Origin of the sequence: Alteromonas sp. 1_MG-2023 (assembly GCF_030547075.1) — a bacterium.
In the GTDB taxonomy this organism is placed as follows: domain Bacteria; phylum Pseudomonadota; class Gammaproteobacteria; order Enterobacterales; family Alteromonadaceae; genus Alteromonas.
This window is the reverse complement of record NZ_JAUOQH010000010.1, coordinates 1-21,703: the sequence shown is the minus strand read 5'-3', so window position 1 is coordinate 21,703 and position 21,703 is coordinate 1. Positions and strand designations below refer to the sequence as shown.

19 protein-coding genes are annotated in these 21,703 nt (G+C 42.9%); 5 read left to right on the top strand and 14 right to left on the bottom strand.

Annotated elements, in window-relative coordinates; all coding sequences use genetic code 11:
* Positions 1-213: 213 nt before the first annotated feature.
* The 9 genes from Q4561_RS11830 to Q4561_RS11790 all read right to left on the bottom strand — a co-directional run bounded on the left by Q4561_RS11830 (position 214) and on the right by Q4561_RS11790 (position 10,831).
* Positions 214-1,260 (bottom strand): chemotaxis response regulator protein-glutamate methylesterase, encoded by a 1,047-nt coding sequence (locus tag Q4561_RS11830; RefSeq protein ID WP_303460621.1) that lies wholly within the window; start codon positions 1,258-1,260, stop codon positions 214-216.
* The gene (cheD, locus tag Q4561_RS11825) at positions 1,232-1,864 is read right to left on the bottom strand and encodes a chemoreceptor glutamine deamidase CheD (protein ID WP_303460619.1); all 633 of its coding nucleotides are present in this window, start codon (positions 1,862-1,864) and stop codon (positions 1,232-1,234) included. Before cheD ends, Q4561_RS11830 begins: the two co-directional genes overlap by 29 nt.
* 14 nt (positions 1,865-1,878) lie before the next feature.
* Positions 1,879-2,709 carry a CheR family methyltransferase gene (locus tag Q4561_RS11820; protein WP_303460615.1) on the bottom strand — a complete coding sequence of 277 codons (831 nt, stop codon included), beginning with the start codon at positions 2,707-2,709 and terminating at the stop codon, positions 1,879-1,881.
* Positions 2,710-2,712: 3 nt separating this feature from the next.
* Entirely contained in the window at positions 2,713-5,253 is a 2,541-nt protein-coding gene (locus Q4561_RS11815) for a methyl-accepting chemotaxis protein (RefSeq protein ID WP_303460613.1), read from the bottom strand.
* Positions 5,254-5,303: 50 nt separating this feature from the next.
* Positions 5,304-5,807 (bottom strand): chemotaxis protein CheW, encoded by a 504-nt coding sequence (locus Q4561_RS11810; protein WP_303460611.1) that lies wholly within the window; start codon positions 5,805-5,807, stop codon positions 5,304-5,306.
* Positions 5,804-8,026 (bottom strand): chemotaxis protein CheW, encoded by a 2,223-nt coding sequence (locus tag Q4561_RS11805; protein WP_303460608.1) that lies wholly within the window; start codon positions 8,024-8,026, stop codon positions 5,804-5,806. The genes Q4561_RS11810 and Q4561_RS11805 overlap by 4 nt, the downstream gene beginning before the upstream one ends.
* A gap of 34 nt (positions 8,027-8,060) precedes the next feature.
* Complete coding sequence (locus Q4561_RS11800) at positions 8,061-8,426, bottom strand: response regulator (RefSeq protein WP_303460605.1); 366 nt, start codon at positions 8,424-8,426, stop codon at positions 8,061-8,063.
* A 60-nt stretch (positions 8,427-8,486) separates the two neighbouring features.
* On the bottom strand, positions 8,487-9,674 hold the full coding sequence (locus Q4561_RS11795) for a methyl-accepting chemotaxis protein (protein ID WP_303460602.1): 1,188 nt from the start codon (positions 9,672-9,674) through the stop codon (positions 8,487-8,489).
* A 419-nt stretch (positions 9,675-10,093) separates the two neighbouring features.
* Positions 10,094-10,831, bottom strand: a complete 738-nt coding sequence (locus Q4561_RS11790) for an META domain-containing protein (RefSeq protein WP_303460600.1) — start codon at positions 10,829-10,831, stop codon at positions 10,094-10,096.
* Positions 10,832-11,002: 171 nt separating this feature from the next.
* On the opposite strand from Q4561_RS11790, the gene Q4561_RS11785 reads away from it, so the two are divergent.
* Positions 11,003-11,692 (top strand): response regulator transcription factor, encoded by a 690-nt coding sequence (locus Q4561_RS11785; RefSeq protein WP_303460598.1) that lies wholly within the window; start codon positions 11,003-11,005, stop codon positions 11,690-11,692.
* Positions 11,689-13,146 carry a sensor histidine kinase gene (locus tag Q4561_RS11780; protein WP_303460595.1) on the top strand — a complete coding sequence of 486 codons (1,458 nt, stop codon included), beginning with the start codon at positions 11,689-11,691 and terminating at the stop codon, positions 13,144-13,146. Before Q4561_RS11785 ends, Q4561_RS11780 begins: the two co-directional genes overlap by 4 nt.
* A gap of 145 nt (positions 13,147-13,291) precedes the next feature.
* On the opposite strand, the gene Q4561_RS11775 is transcribed toward Q4561_RS11780, so the two are convergent.
* The 4 genes from Q4561_RS11775 to Q4561_RS11760 all read right to left on the bottom strand — a co-directional run bounded on the left by Q4561_RS11775 (position 13,292) and on the right by Q4561_RS11760 (position 17,860).
* Entirely contained in the window at positions 13,292-14,509 is a 1,218-nt protein-coding gene (locus tag Q4561_RS11775) for a PepSY domain-containing protein (protein ID WP_303460594.1), read from the bottom strand.
* 12 nt (positions 14,510-14,521) lie between these two features.
* Positions 14,522-16,576 carry a TonB-dependent receptor gene (locus Q4561_RS11770; protein WP_303460590.1) on the bottom strand — a complete coding sequence of 685 codons (2,055 nt, stop codon included), beginning with the start codon at positions 16,574-16,576 and terminating at the stop codon, positions 14,522-14,524.
* 118 nt (positions 16,577-16,694) lie between these two features.
* Positions 16,695-16,868 carry a DUF2986 domain-containing protein gene (locus Q4561_RS11765; protein WP_303460589.1) on the bottom strand — a complete coding sequence of 58 codons (174 nt, stop codon included), beginning with the start codon at positions 16,866-16,868 and terminating at the stop codon, positions 16,695-16,697.
* 95 nt (positions 16,869-16,963) lie between these two features.
* On the bottom strand, positions 16,964-17,860 hold the full coding sequence (locus Q4561_RS11760) for an aspartyl protease family protein (protein WP_303460587.1): 897 nt from the start codon (positions 17,858-17,860) through the stop codon (positions 16,964-16,966).
* A gap of 338 nt (positions 17,861-18,198) precedes the next feature.
* On the opposite strand from Q4561_RS11760, the gene Q4561_RS11755 reads away from it, so the two are divergent.
* Genes Q4561_RS11755 through Q4561_RS11745 form a run of 3 tightly spaced genes read left to right on the top strand, consistent with a single transcriptional unit; the run spans position 18,199 to position 21,466 of the window.
* On the top strand, positions 18,199-19,443 hold the full coding sequence (locus tag Q4561_RS11755; protein WP_303460585.1) for a hypothetical protein: 1,245 nt from the start codon (positions 18,199-18,201) through the stop codon (positions 19,441-19,443).
* Between the two features lie 9 nt (positions 19,444-19,452).
* A complete protein-coding gene (locus Q4561_RS11750; RefSeq protein WP_303460584.1) occupies positions 19,453-19,896 on the top strand; it encodes a hypothetical protein in 444 nt (147 codons plus the stop codon).
* A complete protein-coding gene (locus Q4561_RS11745; protein ID WP_303460581.1) occupies positions 19,889-21,466 on the top strand; it encodes a diguanylate cyclase in 1,578 nt (525 codons plus the stop codon). The genes Q4561_RS11750 and Q4561_RS11745 overlap by 8 nt, the downstream gene beginning before the upstream one ends.
* Before the next feature lie 49 nt (positions 21,467-21,515).
* On the opposite strand, the gene Q4561_RS11740 is transcribed toward Q4561_RS11745, so the two are convergent.
* A partial coding sequence (locus tag Q4561_RS11740) for a hypothetical protein (RefSeq protein ID WP_303460580.1) occupies positions 21,516-21,703 on the bottom strand: 188 nt, incomplete at its 5' end.

Genomic DNA, 21,703 nt, shown 5'->3' with positions numbered 1-21,703 from the left:
TCATGATTTGTGAGGGAGTTGCTATGTTTCTTTTATCGTTATTAGTCTGTCGTTAGCACCCACGTATAACCCTTCCCTAGGTGAGGTTACAGGAACAGCTTTCTGTAACAGCAATGTTATCGTGGCAACAGATCTTCTTTATTAAAACATCAATTAAATCAGCTAACAAGCGAAGTGCTAACTTAGGTGATACAAAAATAATACAAAAAACACTTAAAGCCGTGTACTCACGCCAATCGACTCTAACGTATCGAGTATTGCATCAGCTAATGATGCTAGGGGTGTTACGTGGCAAGCCGCATTAAGTTCTATTGCTACTTTCGGCATGCCAAACACCACACAGCTTTTTTCATCTTGGCAAAATGTGGTTGCGCCTTGCTGCTTCATATGAAGCAAACCATTAGCCCCATCTCGCCCCATTCCAGTTAGTAGCACCCCAACCGCATTCGCTCCAGCACTCGTCGCTAACGAGTTAAAAAGTACATCTACCGACGGCCTATGCCCCGACTCTCTTGGCCCGTCCGACAAGGCAATGCGATAATCTGCACCGCTACGTTCTATTAGTACATGCTTGTCTCCTGGAGCTAAGTAAGCGTGCCCAGGTAACAATCGCTCGCCTCCCTTTGCTTCACTTACCTGTATTTCACACAAACTGTTTAATCTGCGCGCATAGGTGGTAGTAAAGCCTGGTGGCATATGCTGAGTAATAACAGTAGCAGGGGCATTTAGGGGAAAGTGCATTAGTACATCTTTAATTGCTTCAGTGCCCCCCGTAGATGCGCCAATACCAATAATTTTTTCACTGCCGGTATAACGCATAGCCGCATGTTGCGATGCGCGTGATTGAGTAGGCGCGCTAAGGGTAGAATGTGCCGCCATTCTAATTTTTTCGGTTATTACCGAGCTATATTCTTCCATGCCTTGCGCAACACCTAACTTAGGCTTAGGGACAAAATCTACCGCGCCAAGTTCTAGCGAGCGCAAAGTAGCATCTGCTCCCTTCTCAGTTAATGTAGATACCATCACTACGGGTGTGGGACAGGCTTTCATCATCACTTCTAGAAAACGCAGCCCATCAACTTTAGGCATTTCTATATCTAAGGTGATGACATCGGGCTTGAATTCCTGCACCATTTTCTTTGCTACAAAGGCATCTGGTGCAGCCCCTACTAGAGTCATATCTCGTTCTTTCTTTATAATTTCGGATAACAGCTGCCGAATGAGCGCAGAGTCATCGACTACGAGAACTTTGATGGGCATTGTTAGGCTCCGTTAGCGGGAAATCATCTGCATTAGCATTCTGAGATAGCATGACTCGGTGGCTAGATTCACGATCGTACAAACTATCATTATTAAAGTTTCTAATTCGCTTCATATATACGTTACCTTCGTCGGGCAGAAAGTATATCTTACGGGCGTAGTCTGACATTAAGTCACTATTTAACAGTGGTATGTTTTCTCTTGTAAGATAATTAACAACGAATTCAGCGTTAATTCTTCCAATGTCTTGCTGCACGAACCCAGCTAGCACTTTGCCACCGCCGAAGGCTTTGGCTACCAGTTTGTCTTTTCGCGCTCCAAGGGTAACCAACTTTTCAATCAGCATATCCATAGCATGCACACCATACTTAGAGGCTAGGTTACCGTCTAACTCGCTGGCTATATTTAATTCAGGCAACATAAAGTGATTCATGCCCCCAATCTTTTTCTCTGGGTCATAAATACAGGCTGCTACACAAGAGCCTAAAATGGTCACTAACACTTTATTGGAGGCCGTTGCCACATATTGACCCGGTAGTAATTTTACCGCTTCTTTTCGAAACCGATTATCGTAATAGCTAATAGGCTGTTCATCTTGGCTCATACTGCTAACCTCTTTTAATTTACTGGCCGATAAATGGTTTTACCCATTGGCCGCACCAACTCAGGGTACATAGTGAAGTTTTCAGAATGACCAGCTACATACATGCCTCCAGGTTTCATCAACTTAACCATTCGGGCTAATATTTTGTGCTGGGTGTTACGGTCGAAATAAATCATGACGTTGCGGCAAAAAATAATATCTATCGGGCTTTCGATATTCCATGTGGGCGACATCAGGTTCAAGGTAGAAAACTGAACCATATTTTTAAGCTCATTGACCACGCGTACCTTACCTTGCTGTGTTCCTTTACCTTTAAAGAAGAACTGCTGGCGATAATGTGGGGGCAACTGCTCAATTCCGCTGGCGCTGTACACTCCGGCAGCGGCTTTTTCTAAAACACGACTGTCGATGTCGGTGGCAACAATAGACACAGGCGGAGTGAAAGTGCCAAACACTGAAGCCACCGTCATAGCGATAGAATATGGCTCTTCTCCGGTACTGCTAGCAGAGCACCAGATTCGTTTAGTATTTGGATTTTGTTTTAGGTAGGTAGCAAGTGCTTCAAAATGATGGGGCTCTCTAAAAAACGCGGTTAGATTAGTTGTTAGTGCATTAATGAAGTGTTCTTGCTCTTGCTGGTCGTTAGATACCATGGCCAAGTAATCTTTAAAGCGTGTCATTTTCAATATACGCAAACGCCGCGCTAGGCGGCTGTATACCATGGCATCTTTTGAGTCGGCTAGACGGATTCCCGCTCGCTCAAAGAGCAAACTCCTTACCTTATCAAAGTCACGACGACTGTAGGCAAACTCCCTGTGCGCAACTACTTCGTGTAACTCTGTCATACACTAAAAAGCCTCCCATTCTGCTTCATCAGGAGAAGCAGGGTTTAACGCTACCCTTGGCTTAGAAGGCCCTGGGCCGGCTATGGCTCGTGATGTAGATCTGGGAATTGATGCCATTCCACTTGATGCTGCAGGCGCTGAGCTAAAGCTTTGCTGCCCCACTTTAAATACCGCCACCCGCTGTGCTAACTGCCCAGATTGCTGCCTCATGCTATCGGCGGCTGCCGCTGCTTCTTCTACTAGCGCAGCATTTTGCTGTGTCATTTCGTCCATCTGCACCACGGCATTGTTAACCTCTTGAATGCCGGTAGCTTGCTCGGAACTGGCTGCCGCAATTTCCGACATAATATCGTTCACCCGCTTAATGGCAGTAACGATATCAGCCATGGTTTCACCAGATTTATTCACCAACACATTGCCGTTGGTAATCTTTTCTACCGAGGTAGAAATAAGCCCTTTAATATCTTTGGCCGCTTCCGCTGAACGTTGGGCTAAGGTGCGTACTTCTGATGCTACTACGGCAAACCCACGGCCTTGCTCACCAGCGCGTGCGGCTTCAACCGCCGCGTTAAGCGCAAGTATATTAGTTTGAAACGCAATGCCATCAATAACGCCAATAATGTCTGAAATGCGTTGGGCTGAATCATTAATTTCACCCATGGTATGAACCACTTTTTCAATTACCTTGCCGCCTTGCGATGCTACATCAGACGCCTGACTTGCTAAGCCTTTGGCTTGGTCGGCATTTTCTGCATTCAGCTTAACCGTACCCGTAAGCTGTTCCATGGCCGATGCAGTTTCTTCTAAGCTTGAAGCTTGTTGCTCGGTTCTACTTGATAGGTCGGCGTTACCTGTAGCTATCTCGTTCGACGCGGTATCGATAGTTTCAACCGCATCGTGAATTTTAATAATAGTGTCGCGTAGCTCGTCTACAAATTGATTAATCGACTCACCAAGTACTTTAAAATCGCCATCTAGGGGCTCTTCAATATTATGCAGCAAATCTCCTTCGGTAAGCTTAGACATCACGGTTTTAATGCTTTCTACTGCTATCGTGCGCCCAGTAATATCGGTGGCATACTTCACCACTCTAAATGGGTTACCGTTTTGATCTAAAATAGGATTGTAAGAAGCTTGGATATACACCGCATTACCTAACTTACTTATGCGTTTGTACTCTCCACTGGCATAAACGCCTTTGCGTAATTGCTCCCAAAAGGCTGCATATTCTGGGCTGTTTTTAAAAGCAGGGTCGACAAAAATACTGTGATGCTTCCCTTTCACTTCATCAAGGGTGTAACCAAGGGCTGATAAGAAATTACTATTTGCATCTAAAATTACCCCATCTAAATCAAATTCAATAACAGCTTGGGATTTACTAATAGCGGTTAACTGACCTTCGAAGTAGGCGTTCTTCGCTTTTTCAGTGGTAATATCAGTAGCAAACTTAACCACTTTAAAGGGTTTTCCATTGCTATCTAATATGGGGTTGTAAGAGGCTTGTATCCAAATTTCACTGCCTCCCTTGCCTAGCCTTTTGAACTCACCTGTGCGGTAATTGCCAGCTTGTAAATCTTTCCAAAATGCCGCGTATTCAGGGCTAAGTTTAACGTCTCTATCAACAAAGGTACTGTGATGCTTGCCTTGCACTTCTTCTAATGAATACCCCATAACATTCAAAAAGTTATCATTGGCGGTAAGGATATTACCCTGTAAGTCGAACTCGATAACCGCTTGAGATTTTCCAATTGCGTTAACTTGCCCTTCATGATCTGCGTTTTGTTTTTTCTGAGCAGTAATATCAACAGCGAATTTCACAATTGATACAACCTCGCCATTATGATCGAAAATAGGGTTGTAAGAGGCATGGATCCAAACGTCCTCTCCCTGACTATTTACACGACAAAATTCCCCACTGTGCACTTCACCACTGCGCAATACCGTCCAAAAATCTTTGTAGGCTTGGCTAGCGGCATATTCAGCGGTAACAAATAGACTATGGCGTTTACCTTCAACTTCACTTTCTGAATAACCCATAGTAGTCAGAAAGTTTTCATTCGCTTTTACTATGCTGCCATCGGGGGTGAACAGAATAACGGCTTGGCTCCTGTTAATGGCATTCACCATACCAGCACGTTCGTTTTCCTGTTTATCATCACTCCATTGCACGACGTACTGCGCGGCACCTGATGATGAATTAGCCATGGGTGTAATGGTAAGAGTAAAAACAGTAGCGGCTAGCTGAGCATGTAGACTTGCTTCGCGGCATTGCATCAGCTGATTGAGCAGCTCAGCATTACCCCGAACAATAGTAGATAAGTTCTGCCCTTTGAGAGGGGCAACGCCATCACTAGTAGACACCTTAAAATCATCTGGGTACTGCTGCGCTAGTGTTAAAAACGCAGGATTGTGATAAACAATGTTACCTGCATTGTCTATTACCATGATATTCGTGGTGCTTGCCTCGAGGATCTGCGTTTTAAGCTGCGCCTCTTGCTGTGCAGCTTTAAGCTCGTCATTGTTGAGAAAGTTAAACACGCCCATAACCATTTCATCCTAAATTTGCGAAATTTTTGCCGTTGCGTTCTTAGTTGTTACGCGTCTTCATTCACGCTTTGTGGAGCAACTAAGCCCATTTCTTCGCTGGTGATAAGGCTTTCTATATTCACCAGAATAACCATCTGACCATCTACATCTGCCAACCCGTGTAAATACCGGCTGTCGAACGCCACACCAAATTCAGGAGGCGCTAAAATTTGTTCTTCCATTAATCGAATAACGTCTGACACGCCATCGACCACTATTCCCACAATGCGATCTTGAATATTAAGCATAATGACGATGGTAAATTCAGTGTATGTGGCTTCACCTACGTTGAACTTAATCCGAAGGTCAACAATAGGCACTATGTCGCCACGCAAGTTGATAACGCCTTTGATAAATGCAGGAGCATTAGCAATTTTAGTCACCTGCTCGTAACCACGAATTTCTTTCACCGTTTTAATATCTAAAGCGTAATGCTCATCGGCTAATACAAAACTCAAATACTCTTTGTCATCGCCGCCGATAACAGCTTGATGTAATGCGGTATCACTCATGCGAGCATGTCCTCTATTTGGCTTGAGGTATAAGTAGTTGCAATAGAGTCGGCATCAATAATGAGTGCAACTTTTCCGTCGCCCATGATGGTAGCGCCTGCAATTCCGGCTACTTTTCGATAGTGATCTTCCAAACTTTTTATAACTACTTGTTGCTGGCCTACTAAGGCATCAACGAGTATCCCAAACCGTTTTTTACTGCTCTCTAGCAATACAACAATGGCTTCTGTGGGTTTCCGGTTGGCGTTTTCTACGTCCATATAGTCGTATAGTGGAACCAGCGGCCAATACTGGTCTCGCACGTAAAGTACCGTATCGTTTCCTAGGGTTTTAAGCTGGCTGGCAGTCGGCTGAAAAGACTCAACAATATTAAGCAGCGGTATAACAAAAATTTGATTACCAACTGACACACACATGCCATCGACAATAGCGAGGGTTAGCGGTAGATGAATGAAAAAGCCAGAACCTTCCCCTAGTGACGACTCTATTTCTATGCGCCCACCAATGGCTTCGATATTACGCCTTACCACATCCATGCCTACACCACGGCCTGATACATCTGTTACTGCTTCGGCAGTAGAAAAACCAGCTTGAAAGATAAGTTGCCATACTGCGCTGTCTGGCATGTCATCGTTGATTGCTAAACCATTCGACTGTGCTTTTTCTAAGATACGGGCTCGATTCAGCCCTCCGCCATCATCAATAATACTAATAATGATACTGCCGCCTTTTTGCTCAGCGCTAAGTATTACTGTGCCCACTTCAGGTTTGCCTGCAGCAAGGCGTTTTTCCGGTGACTCTATGCCATGATCTATACTGTTTCTGACTAGATGGGTGAGAGGGTCTACTATTTTCTCAATAAGGCTTTTATCAATTTCGGTGTGGGCACCTTGTAAAACCAAATCCAATTTTTTGCCTAACTTGCCCGCCAAATCACGAACGAGTCGGGGGAATCTATTGAAGGTGGCAGTTAGCGGTAACATCCTTACAGACATTACCGACTCTTGAATTTCACGGGTATTGCGCTGTAATTCATCAATGGCAAGCTGTAGACGTTCTCCTACTTGCCCTTCTACTTCCTGCCCAATCATAGACAGCATTGATTGCGTGATAACAAGCTCGCCTACTAGATTTACCATGGCATCTATTTTTCCGGTATCTACACGAATTGATGCGCTATCTCGCCCTGCACTTTTTTTGGTTGCTCGTGCGGGCGGCTTAGAGGCGGCAGAGCTTGTTGATGCTGACGCCGATTGGCTTGTAGCTGGCTTCCCTGAAGCCGATGCACCGGCTAAAGTGCTGGTAGACAAAGGTTCTAGGTTCTGGTTTTGGTTCTGATTTGAGTTCTGGCTTGGGCTTGGACTTTGCTTTGGTAAATCTGCAGTATCGAAAAAGCCAAAACCTTTACCATCTTCTGTACTTACACTTGCGTCAGTATTTAATGCTGGCGTTTCTGGTTCATCGAAGAAACCGAAACTACTATCTATTGTATCTGTACTTGTATTTGCTTCTGTTGTTAGTGTTGGCGCTTCTGGCTCATCAAAGAAACCGAAGCCATCATCTTTAGGTGTAGCTGTTGTTTTTGCGCTAGGTTCGTCATCAAAAAATCCGAAACCATCGTCACTTTCGGTTGATAGTTCACTGTCGCTAGATGTCATTTTCTGATTGGTATCTAAACTTAGCTCAGGTTCAGGTTCAGGTTCATCATCAAAAAAACCAAAAGCATCCCCGCTGTTATCATCACGCTCAATAGCATTAACCTCACCTTCTTTAACGTCCTCGTGATTACTGGCAGGGTCGATACTAGAATTAACCGCTGATACATCGCTTGGTTCTAATAGAGCGGCTTCTAACTTAGCAATACTTGTGGCGATATCTTGTTCGGGCACATCAACTTGTTCACGATAAGCTGATAATGTAGCTTTTAATACGTCAAGGGTTTCAAGTAGCAGATTAACAATACCAGTGGTAATAGATAATTGTTGATTGCGGGCTTTATCTAAAAGGTTCTCCATGACATGAGTAAGGTTCATCAGCGCATTGAAGCCGAAAATGCCACTGCCCCCTTTGATAGAATGCGCCGCACGAAAGATACTATTTAGCTCTTCTGAATCGGGCGACTCTACATCAAGATTTAGTAGCAGCTGCTCCATGTCGTCGAGATGCTCATCGCTCTCGTCAAAAAAAACATCATGGAACTGCTCAATATCGATGCTCATTCTGAATCCTTCCAGACCGGTTTCATAGCAAGGGTTAGCCCAATACGCGCTTAGTCACATCTAACAACTTGTTAGGATCGAATGGCTTCACCATCCAACCTGTAGCCCCTGCCGCTTTTCCTTTCGCTTTCATTTCTGGTCCAGCTTCAGTGGTAAGCATTACTATAGGCGTGCGATTGAAACCAGCTAAACCCCGCAGGTTCTTTATTAACGTTAAGCCATCCATACGCGGCATATTTTGATCGGTTAACACAAAGCCAAACTGCTGAGATTTACATTTGTCTAATGCGTCTTGTCCATCTTGGGCTGTGGTTACCGTGTAACCCGCTCCTTTCAACGTCATTTCCACCATCTGACGAATTGAGATGGAGTCATCAACTACTAAAATGTGCTTGCTCATACTCTTTATTCCCTTACTTCTTAAACGTAATAACCTTTGATACCAAATACCCCTTTTACCCTAGAACAACTCAACGTCCCCCGAATCCATTGATTTTGCAGAAACGGGGTTATGATCAGTTTTTCCGCGTTGGGCAAGCGCTTGTTGATAAGCTTTTAGTTCAGAAGCAAATGCATCTACATTACCGGGCTCTAGTTGCTGCAGCCGCTCAATAATGAAAGTCACAATATCTTTCGTGTAATCAATATGTTGGCCATTGATGTCGCCAAACTGCATACCTCTTATGGCATTATTAATGGCGTCATCAAGTTGTTGTCCAATGCCTTCTAATTGCTTAGTGGTTACTTGGTCTGACTCTGCTTTGCGAATAATATCTTTCAACTCTCCGCTAATATGGTCTTTTGCTTTCACCACATGGGAAATGTCTTGAGAGGCAACCACTTCGGCAGTTTCGGTGAGCTTATCTACTAAGCCTTTAATGTTTTCTACCTGCTTTTTAATAACATCACTGAACTGGGTAGAGCGGGTAGACAATGCCCTTACTTCGTCGGCCACCACGGCAAAACCTCTTCCTGCCTCACCGGCTCGAGCTGCTTCTATAGCGGCGTTTAACGCCAGTAAGTTGGTTTGTGCTGAAATGTCATCTATTCCGCTCAGCGCATCAATAACCGTTGGCATTGCTTGCTGAATGGTTTGTACTTGGCTCATGAGGTGTTGTGTCGATGACGACATTTTTTCAGTTGAGTCGATAAAACTCACAAGGGTGCTATCGGTATCTTTGGCGAAGCTGCGCATTTTATCTGAATAGGCAGTATGGTTTGATTCATCAACACTAAGCAGTGCCCCTATACAATTAATCTGTTCAGCAACTAAATCTTTCAAGCTAATAAACGCATTGCTAAGTGTGGTTACCGCGTCATCTTGGGTAGTCTTAATAGAAGACAGATTGCCTTCACATATAGATAGCGAATGGGCTATTTCTGCGCCTGCTAATGCAAAATCATCATCAACAAACGCTGTGTTTGGTTCAATCTGATCAGCGGGAGGCTGAGTAGTATCAGAAGCATTTTTGCTAGTTACGAATACGACATAACCTATCAATACCACCGAAAGCAGTATGAATCCGAAAAGCGCGTTTCCTAAAAAATACAAAGCCCAGGATACTAACAGCCCTAAAATTACGCCAAAAAGGTAGTTAGTAGAGCGATTTAAATTACTATTTGATGAACTGCCCACGTTTGAATGCAAAAGGCTCTCCTTATACCCTGCCACTACTCCTTTATCGTTCAACTAAACGTTGAGCGAAATATGCATGACGTGTTTTCAATGTCATTAAGGTACTTACTCTAAATTGAGAAGCCGAGTAAATAGGCAACGCTTGGTTAATATTGATTACAATATGGACTAAGCGTAGTACCCAGTTTGGAAAGTTGGCAAGTAACAAGAGGCGAAAAAACGCTATATGTGCAAAAAAAACTATAAAAGGTTACGAACTGCATCAGTGAACTAAATTCGTAGACTAAAATAATGAGGTGGGCTAAAGGCTTTAATTAAAGGCTTCGCTGAAGGTTTTAGTTAGTAAATCTAGCGAAGGGCGTTATATAAGCGCCTTCGCTGAAAGCTCTGGTGGTAAGCATTAGCCGAGGGTTAGTTTACTTATTGCGTATTTACTTACTGCAAGTGTACGATTGATTTTTAAGGCTAAGAATCGCTGAACTACCTTTGTTCCAGAATTCAGTGTTCATACCTATATAACGGGCGCCAGAGGCTGAACGCGCACGCTGCAAAATATGAATATTGCCATTTTCAGAAAGCTTAATGGTTTCTGGCCCTAAAAAGCGCACAACAACGCTGCCTGCAGTCGCGCAGTTAAATGCATGCGTACCAGTAGTAGCGGCATCATTTTTTTCGTTTTCCACTGTTTGTTGCGCAGACATTTTAATTAGTTTAATTCTTTGCTGACCGCTGTTGTCATAAATTACTAACCAGGTGTTATTCTTTATTTCGTAGCGGCTCGCACTTTCTAATGCCTTTATAAAACGCTGCTCTTGTGCTGACATAGCGGTTAAACATGCACGTCGGGTGGTCACCAGTTTCGACGTTGAAAACTCCCCCTCCCCTAGCTCGCTTGCTTTTACATTAAGGATGCCTGAAAACTGGTTGCAGCCAGTAAAGCCAGAAATTCTATTTTTCGTCACCAGCTCCATCGTCAGCATGCTGTTATCGATGATACCGCCGTGATCAATATCTTCCACCTGCCATGTGCCAGTGAGTGTAACTCTTGTCTGATTGTCTTCAGACATTGAACCAGCATCAGAAGAAGTTTGAGGAGAGTTGTTAGAACATCCAGTGGCAATAAATAAAAAAGCTAAAAAAGTCAGAACTGTGAAGTGTTGAGCGGGCATTACTAATCCTTGCCGTTATGAAGAAGGTGTAATTACGACTACACCTACTGTGCGTAGTGAACCAAACCGAAAATAGCAAAGTTGAGAAATTTTTGAAAGTGAATACCCGAACCAACTTGCAAACAATAACAATTATCAATAGCATGTAGACTCACAACCTTGGTGCATGTCATGTCCAGTGCTCGCATATTAATTATAGAAGACGATATAACCCTTAGCGATCAGGTCGCTAGGCTATTAAAAGAGAAGGGGTTTGCTACTACTCAATGCTTAGATGGGCAAAAAGGCCTGCTCACTGCACTTCAAGAAAGCTTCGATCTCATCTTGCTCGATATTCTGTTACCTTCGTTAAATGGTTTATCTGTATTAAACCAACTTCGAAAAGTAAAGCACACACCTGTGATGATGATTACCGCAAGCGGTGCTGAGCAACAGCGCATTGAAGGCTATAGAAAAGGCGCTGATGATTACCTACCTAAACCATTTAATTTCACAGAAATGATGCTTAGAATAGAGGCCCTACTACGTCGTAGCCAACGAGATACTACCCCACCGAAACAAGCCACACAGTTAATCATTGATGAGCTTCAACTTAACCGAATTAAGCAAGATGTTCACTTTTCAGGGAGCTCAGTAGAACTCACTCCTATTCAATTTAAATTACTATGGGTATTGGTAGAAAATCAGCACGAAATAATGACCAAAGCATTTTTATACCAAAGCGTACTTGATAGGCCATTTAGCCGTTACGACAGAAGTTTAGACATGCATATTAGCCGTGTACGTAAGAAGCTTGTAGAGGCTGGTATGTTACCTGAAAGGCTTTCTACTTTGCATGGTAAAGGCTATCGCTTTTCATGAAATACACCTTGTTTTGGCGCTTATGTACTGTTATTGCTGTTGGCACAGTATTGTTATTTTTAGCGATAGATTGGCTGACTAACCATACTGAATCTAGCATGAGCTTTATTGCCAAGGAACATCAGCAGCAATTACTTGCTTATGGTAAAGAAGCCGACGACATCATGCGTAATCAAGGGGAACAAGCCTTATCTGTGTGGCTAAAAGACCTTCAAAAAAAAGAAAATACGTGGGTAGGGGTAGTGAGATCTAATCTTACTCCTATGGCAGGCTCTTCCGTTTACAAACCTTTTTTCGACCGCTTTCAATATGGCAGAAGTGTTGAGTGGAAAATACACCTCTATTTTCAACAAAACCCTGTAATGGAAGTTCCCTTTCTTGATGCTAGCACTCACCTATTAATTGAACTGCCCCAGCGGATGCGGCCAGGCGCAATGCTGCTGTATGCAAATGCCTTACTTCAGATTGCGCTACCGCTAATACTGTTATGTATTTTAAGCTTTGTACTGTATCGGCATGTTATGTCGCCACTGCGAAAACTCGAAAATGTAACGAAATCATTTAGCGAAGGTCACCTAGATGTACGCACCAATGCTTCGTTATTAGAGCGAAATGACGAACTTACTCGCCTTGCCGTTACCTTCGATAAAATGGCTGATAGAACCAGCCAACTTATTTATAATCAACGTCAGTTACTGGCAGATTTATCTCATGAATTACGCACGCCACTAACCCGCATCGATATGGCGATTGATTTTGTAGAACAAAAAATTAATCCGCAACAGGCGATAGAGCGACTGCGCTACGAAGCGTCTACCATGCGAAATTTAGTTGAAGATACCCTTACTCTTGCGTGGTTAAACACTGAGTCTCCGCAACTCAATACGGAAGATTTCGATTTGGCGGAATTAATACAAGTAATATGCGAAGACGCTCGATTTGAATACCCAGACAAAAACCTTGTTAGCAAATTGCCAGAAAAAGCGCCGTTAATTCAAAGCAGCCAAATAGCATTGGGCCAAGCGATAGAGAATATTATTCGTAACGCATTGCGCCATACCCCGGAAAAATCGGAAGTAGAAGTTCTGCTCACCATCACCGAGCAGGGTTACCGGCTATGTGTGAAAGACAATGGGCCTGGTGTGCCCGAACATATGCTTGGTGATATCTTTAAGCCCTTCTTTCGGGTGGATAAAGCCAGAGCATCAACGATTGAGAGAAAAGATGCATCTCAAAGCACTGGCTTTGGTTTAGGTTTGGCGTTAGCCCACCGGCAAATTGAAGCCGTTGGCGGTACTATTAACGCACAGAACTATACTGATGATGCCCGTGGCTATAACGAAGACGCCAGTGGCTATAGCGACTCTGCCCAGAGCGATAATGAGAAAGACATGCAGCGCAGCGGGCTAAAAATTCAAATTGAATTGCCTCGCTCATCGACCACTGCTCACTAACGTACACGAGTACCCATTGAACGATCTACTCTTTAACTACGGGCTAAGCTTAAATTCGAGGCTATGTTTAAACTACGGGCTTTGCTAAAACTCCTAACTCGGCGCTGTAAATCCTCGTTTTGACTAACAGTTTGAACTAATCCTATTAGCGCAACCGTTTGGGCTCGCTGACTAATCTACGCCACGCCAACACAATGCCCGTATATACCAGCACGCACGCTAGCAATGACACCAATCCCGCTACAGTTTGTCCAATAACCCCAAAGTATTCGCCGGTATGTAAAAAGCGTGCCGTACCCCAGGCTTGCCCGCCAAGAGACCAATCTTGTTTTCTTAGTACCTGGGTTACTTCGCCTGTTTGCGTATCGAAAAAAAGCGAATAAGCGAGCTCTTGCCTATGCCCAATGCTTTCATCAATGAAGAAACGGGCTTCGTGTTTATGCTCACCTATTTCCATCCACATTGAATACCAGTCTTCATACTTATTTGCATTGGCGTGTTGCTTGGCTGCTTTAAAGAGCGTTTCATAAGGCACTATGTCAGCCGCTAAACTGGTAATTTCCTCATGCTGCTCTCGTTTAGGTACATTTTCACCAAAGGCGCCGTATATGGCTTTATTGGCCCAATCGAAATGGAAAATAGTGGCAGTTAAGGCAATAACAAACAGCGGTATTAAACACCAGATACCGAAGACGAAATGCCATTGCCGATTTCTATGATGTGAATTTTGATAGGTTTTAAGTAATAGGGTTTGCTGTTTAAAGGCTCTTAAATTGAAACGCTTGGGTAGCCATAAATAAAGGCCACTTACGATCAAAAAGATAAACACAAGATTGGCGTAAGCCGTGATGTTTTTGCCCACCTCGCGATAGTCACCTGCAAGTGATAAATAGCGATGAAAGTCGGTGACTACATGGAAAAACTTCCCAACCGTGCTTTCGCCTTCTCGAAGAATTTCGCCGGAATAAGGATGTAGTAAAAAGCTGTGCCGCCCCGCCCATGCAGGAATCGCCGCGCCTTCTCGGTTTACCCAACGAATATAAATATGCGGCTCATTAGGTTTCAACGTTTGCAGTATCGACACCACTTCATCGGTGCTAATGCGAGTGCTGCTGCCAGTGCCGATACCTGAGCTGTTACCTGAGCTGACTTCAGTACTAGCAAGCACCTTGCTTTGTTTTACTGGGTTTGTATTTGTGTGTTTCGGCTCTACATCGTGCAGCCTTTCACTGAACTCTACAATTTGCCGTTCATAGGTTAGTAATACGCCTGTAAAAGACATACATAAAACAAATATGCCGGCAATTAAGCCGGCAATAAGGTGGGCCCAAAAGACCCACTTCTTTATAGATTTAGCACTCATAACTTACGGGTACTAGAAGTTATAAGACACTGATAGTCTAATATCCCTACCTGCTTCATGGGGGCCAATTACAGAGCCAAACACTTCACTGTAGTCACCCACGCTTGAATGGTCGATGTAGTACTCATCAAACAAGTTAGACACTGCTAGGTTAACAAGAATATTGCTTGTGGCCTGCCACTCACCGTATAAATCAACAAGGGTGTAGCTTGGTTTGTTTAGGCTATACAAACTGTCTGTCCAACCCAAATCAACCGCTTGATGCAAGGTATCAATATCAATAGACCTAACCTGTCTAATGCTAGTACCCACACTGATATCGGCGTTAACGGCGTAATCTACGCCAACTACGATAGTATCGCCGCGGCTATTACCTAAACCCACAAACTCATAACCGTTCAAATCAATAGACGAATAATCAACGTTGTAAATACCCTCTCTTGGGTCAAGTTCACTATCAGCAGTTGAGAAACCAAAGAAAAAGTCGAATGAATCTACGCGATAGGCAAGGTCGAATTCAATACCGCTGCTTTCGACAGTACCAATGTTATTGAAGACAGAGTTTCCTTCATAACCTTCAAAAATCACATCATCTAGGGTTGAGTTATAAACGCTTAATCTCGCATTTAAGTTGTTCGCGCTGTATTCAATTGAGGCTTCAATGTTTTGTACCGTTTCTGGTACCAAATCATCAGCAACCACTGGAATATCCGAGCCATCGTAAAGGTAACCGTCGATAGTGAAACCATCACCAATCTCTTTTCCTCTGGCAGCTTCAGCATAACCTAACCCTAAAGTCCAAGCTTCGGTAAGCTGATAAGCAACGCCTACATTGAAGCTTAGTTCAGAGTCGTCTAACGAGGCTTCGCTGTCGGTAACTGGCGTACCGTAATACTCTTCAAGCAGAATGCGTTGCTGGAAGTCGTAGTCGTCGTAGCGCACACCATAGCTTAGTAATAGTTCAGGGGTAATATCACTGTAACCCTGCGCATAAATACCAGTTACGCTACTTTCTTCTGCGTTCTCTACCGCTCCTGCGGCTGGTCCGCTTTCCACTTCATCGCTACGGTAATCTACCCCGTAAACAAACTTGTGGTTTGCCGTTTCGCTGGTATTGCGAATATCGAAACCGTAGGTGTCTATTTCAGCTAACCAATTAAAACGGCCACCTTGGAATGAAGAATCGGTTTGATAGGCGGTGGCTTCAAGGTACACCATATCGCTATGCGCGAAACGGTAGTTTGCCACATAGGTATCACGCTCGGCTTCACTTGGGTAAAGTGCTGCACCTTCTAATACTACCCAGTTAGGGCGAGCAGAAAACTCACCTTCTTCATCACGTTGTTCAACACTTAGCGACAAGTAGTGGTTTTCAGCAATATCACCACTGGCTTTAAGGAACAACATGTCTTGATCGGCCGCTGTACCGTAAATTTCGTTTCCGTCGCCATCTTCCATGTTATCGCGATCGACAGTGCTGTAATAACCTAGCACACCCCATGTGTTACTTAGCTTGCCATAAAGGCTGCCGCTATAACGCGTGCCGTCATTAGAGAAGTAGCTTGCTTTAACACGGCCACCAAAACGCTCATCTTCAGCTAAAAGATCGTCAGCATCTTTGGTTTTAAAACGAATTGAACCACCAATTGCACCAGGGCCACTGGTTGCTTCACCAGCACCTGCTTGTACATCAATTTGCTGGAGTAAATCTGGGTCGATAGTGACACGGCCAATATGGTGAAACAGCGTAGAAGTTTGTTGCGCACCATCTACGGTAACATTTAAATAAGCGTCTTCTAGGCCGCGGATATATATTTTTTGCGCCACACCAACTGAACCACCAACACTAATTGAAGGCGAGTAGCGAAATATATCGGCGAGATCATTAGCTTGGTATTGCTCGATGTCTTCAGCAGTAATACTTAGGTTTGTTGCAGCACCTACTACCGAGATTTTTTCGACAGAGGCTGTTTCAACAGTATTAGCTTCGTCGGCCTCTTGTGCTTGGGCATAGGAAAACGCGCTGGATAGTGTGCAAACCGCACTAATGAACACTCGTTTTTTCAAGGAAAGCTCCGTTTAAATGTTTTGTTATTCTAAATACGAAACATTCTCATTTACTTTACACTGAAAAGGTAGTGTTTTTACAATTGTTACATTTTGAACTGATAGGGAGTTTGATAGGTTACTTTTGTTCGTCTTCAGGCTGGGTATTTTGATCTTCGCTATTCGCTTGCAACGCTAGCTTTTCCCGCTCGGCTTTAGAAACATAAGTAGGCTTATTACTCTTGTGAATTTTAGCATTCGCTTTTTTATCTTTTTTCTGAAGTTTCTTAATGATCTTTTTACGACGGTTCATACCCAATTACCTCAAACGGACTCACTCATTCTACCTATTATACAGGGTTTACAGTGAAAACTGATGCTGGAGAACCGAGAACAAGCTACAAATATTCATTCTAATTCAGGCAAGGCTATGTGAAGTTTACCTAACTTATAATCAAGGGTAACAATGAAGTCTTTTAATAAGTCATAACCAATTAGCCCCACGACACGCTTTCCACCTATACGAGTTCCAGCGCTTTCATATTGGCTCTCTAAATTCGTTTTTTGCCCATCTGCTGGAAAACTTACTTTTACGTCGCTAATTTCAAAAGGGCCGAATTTTACCGCTTTAGAGGTAGCAAATTCGTTCACACCTGAACTATTTGCGCCAAACGATGTGGTAGCACCCTCTACCTGTTCAAGTAATCCTGCTCTTGATGCAGAGCGACGGTCGATTAAAATTGTTCCTGCATTTCCGGTATCTATACGTAACCACAGTGCAACCCCGTTGATATGAATTTCAGCGATGGGCATTCCACTCCCCTTCTGGGAAACAGCCTTTACGTTTGCTATTTCCCCCATATCAACAGTATCTCTTGTTATCAGGCGTATTTTGCTACGTGAATAATCAAGCTGCACTATAAAGTTTTTGAAAAAGCCTGCACCTAACAACATGCCATTGGAATGATGACCTAAACTGGCTTCTACCAAAGAGTCTAGCTCAAACTCGGTACCGAAAATATCCACTTTCACATTGTTATAAGCTCGTCTTTTCTCTACCTTAAAAACGCCCTTAATATTGACAGAACGTGCTGAATCTAAAGTGAGATTATGCTTGCCTACAAACGCTCGGTTAATACTATTGATTTGAGCCCCAGAGTCCAACATAGCTCTAGACTCAATACCCTCAATCGAAACTGGTAAAAAAATATGCCCATTATCTAGCATGAAATCCGTCCATGCTGTGACTGCGCTAAATGATTTAAAAGATAGAAATAAAGAAAACAGTAGGAGATATCGCGTCATAAAATTCCTTTTCAATACAACAGCTAATATATTGATATTTAAATTATCATAGGAATAAAAAACAATCGATTTTAGTTACGTAAGTATGTTGTAAAGGTCTTTAATTAAGCTTGTGCAGGGTTGGAGCCACAGGGGTACGCCAGCGTGTTCGTCTAATTAGATTTAATAGACTAGATCAAAAAAGCCCCGTACCTTTTCGGTTCAGGGCTCTTCGGAATAAAAACCGGCTGATTTATCAGTCGGTTTTTTTATTTCTTGACTATGCTTGTAATAATAAAAGCTACAAATTTGAGAATTTGATAGTGCGAGTAAAACAACTTCGAAATAGGTAGACGTAGATGATCAAAAGGCAGTTTTCATTTATCGCGGTAATGATGAGCTTACTGATAACTTCTAGCGTTTTTGCAAAACAGGAAAAGCTAGAAGTGAGCGGATTTGGCACATTGGCTTCTGCAACCGCTGATACACGCAATTACCAATTTCGTACCGACCGCTCACAAAAAGAGATGGCTAAAAAGGACGGTTTTGCATTCAAGCCTTTGAGTTTAATTGGCGTACAGCTCGACTACAGCTTTTCAAGTAACCTTGATTTTGTTGGGCAATTTGTTTATCGGGAACAAGATGAACAAAACATAGACTCAATCACGCAAATGGCTTTTATTAGATACGAAGTTACTCCTTCATGGCAGGTAAGAGCTGGCAGACTGGCTGCTGATATCTTTCACTTTAGTGATACCCGAGACGTTTCGATTGCCTACCCCTGGGTAAAAGTGCCTACAGAAGTTTATGGTATTGTACCAGCCAGAAGTTTTGATGGTGCGGACATCAGTTACCTTAGGCCATATCGCGATTTCAATCTACTCGTTAAAGCATTCTGGGGCCAAGGAGAAAGCGACTTTTCTCGTAATGAGTACAGCCCATTAACATTTAGTAACTTACGCTCTATTGGCGTTGAGTTCGCCTCGTTTGATTGGAGCTTTGCATTAAAACATACCCAAACAGAGGCTAAGAATGATAATGCAGACACAGCGTTCGTTGCATCAACTGTGGCACAATTACAACCTTTCTGGAGCGGGGCTAATGCTTTCGCCAATTCATTAAGCTTACGAGGTGCCACTATTCAATACACCTCACTTTACATAAATCGCTATCTTGGTAGTTGGGAGATTTCAGGCGAGTTATCTCATATAGATTCCGACTCGATTGCATTACGAGACTCTTTAAACGGCTTTCTGAATATAAGCTATTTCTACGGTGCACATACTTTTTACGGTTTATATTCATTCGCAAAAACAGACGCATATTATTTGAGTGAAGAGCAGCCTGGTTTTCCTATTAACGAAAATACAGCCGAGCTAGCTATTTTTGTGGAAGAAATTGCAAGTACATTGGCACACCACCAGCAATCAATCTCCGTAGGCTGGCGTTGGGATTTAAAAGAGAACCTAGCTTTTAAAGCACAACTTGAGCGTACCGATATAGAGGCACGAGGAAGCGGTCTTAGAGCCCGAGATGGGTTAGTTGTGAATAGTGAAGAAAGCGTCGCGCATACTCTTTTCCTAGCTTTAAGTTTTAGCTTTTAGGGGGAATATATGAAGTTTTTTAGCCGCTTCCCCCTGATTATTTTAATATTAATCACGTTACAAAGTTACTCTTGCGGTGCTTACGCGACAGAGAAACTCGTCGTCGTTACAAATCAAAATAGCGACGTGCAAATGTTAGATAAAAAAGGCTTAATCGACCTTTTCATGGGCAAGTACTCAGCATTTCCTAATGGAAAAGAAGCTACGCCTATCGACGTTGAATTAGATCCAGAGCTTAAAGCTCAATTTTACGAAGCGTTAGTTGGTTTGCCACTGGCTCGTGTTAATGCCTATTGGTCTAGATTAAAGTTTTCAGGCCGGGTTAAGCCCCCCGCTATTGAACAGACGTTAGATGATGTTCAACAAAGACTAGAGCAAGATGAATCGGCCTTGGCATATATTTATGAGTCGTATGTCACCAATAAAATGAAAGTAGTATATCGTTTTGATTAATATACAAGGGTTAGGTTTTCGGTTTTCATTATTTCTGATTGCAGCATCCATGTTGGTGGTATTAACCACTGCAGAGTTTTTTTATCGTTCAACATACGAGAACGAAATCAGTGAAGCAAATCACGATATCGAAGAACTTTTCCGAACCGTTGGCGCAACCGCTTCCATTGCTGCATTTTTAGAAGATGAAGATTTAGCCAAAGAAGCAATTAATGGTTTAGTTAAAAGTAACAAAATTCTCGCAGCGTCTATTAAAAGTGAAGCCCTGGATTATCAGCTCAACGTTACCGAAGCGATCAATAAAGACACTGAATCGAGGGTTTTTATAGTACAGCACCCTTTCATGCCTGAAGAATCGTTAGCTGAACTTAACATATACCCAGACTTTGACTATATCATTCATCAAGCTGAGAAGATCAGTACCGATAATAGCTATTCGCTATATGTAGAAGCAGTTGTAGTTGGTATTGTTGCTTTAATTATCACCTACTACATCATTATTTCACCCATGCTTCGAGTAGGACGTTCACTACATGAGATCACCCCCGGTACAACGCAACGTATTGCAGTCCCTGAACACCATGCTCGCAGCGAGATTGGTGGGTTGGTGCACGATACCAACCAACTGTTAAGTAAGGTTGAAGAACAGTTCACCCAAGAGCGGCAACTAAGAGAAGAAATCGAGTTTTTGGAAAAGCGTTTTAGGATGCTGTTTGAAAATGCGAAGTCAGCAACGGTTTTAATGACTGAAACCGGAATTATCGAACTTAAAAATAACGCATTTATCGACCTTATTGAAAAAATTGGCCTAGAAAAAAAACAAGAATACGGTGAGCTATTAGAGGAGTTATTTGAAAACCCTACTGTAGTAAAAACCTCCCTTTTAGACGCTTTTGGGCGTAACGAATTTGCCACGGGAGAGTTTAAACTAAGGTCAGGTAAAAATAAAAATGCGATGTGGGTTCAATTGATTGCTAGCCCCCTAATAACAGAAGAAGAAGAGCGTTTTTATCAAATAACGTTAAATGATATTTCTAGTCGTAAACGTGAATTACAAAAGTTGGCATTACAAGCAGACTTCGACTCTCTAACAGGAATTTACAATCGAAATGGTGGTGAAAAGCTTATTGCTAAGCTAATGAATGAAGGTAAACACTTTGCACTAGCGTTAATTGATCTTAACGGGTTTAAAGCTGTGAACGATATTTTCGGTCACGACGCAGGCGATGAAGTACTTATTTTTGTATCAGACCAACTTAACGACAAAATCCGTAAAGATGATATAGCAATTCGCTGGGGGGGAGATGAATTTGTTCTACTTCTACAGGCTGAAGATGAAGAGTCGGTCAAGGCTGTTATTTCAAAAGTGAATGATGGAGTAAAGAAACCATTCTATTTTAATTCCGATACAACCCCCACCATTGTATCGATGAGCGTAGGCGTTGCTTTTTATCCGAATACGAGCAATAACTTGAATACATTAGTAAAGTTAGCTGATATTGCCATGTATAAAGCAAAACAAAATAAGATAACTGCACCGCAAGACTATCTTATCTTCGCTCAAAAATAGGCGATAAACAGCAACAAGCCGCACTAATTTGATACAACTGAGATGACATTTAAAGAAGATCAAAAAAGCCCTCGCATTTCTGCAAGGGCTTCTTGAATAATGGTGCCTCGACCCGGGATTGTAACGCGCGGTGCAGCCGCAGGGACACGCCAGCGTGTTCCTGAATCCCTAAATCAAAAAAGCCCCGCATTTTCATGCAGGGCTCTCTGAATAATGGTGCCTCGACCCGGGATTGTA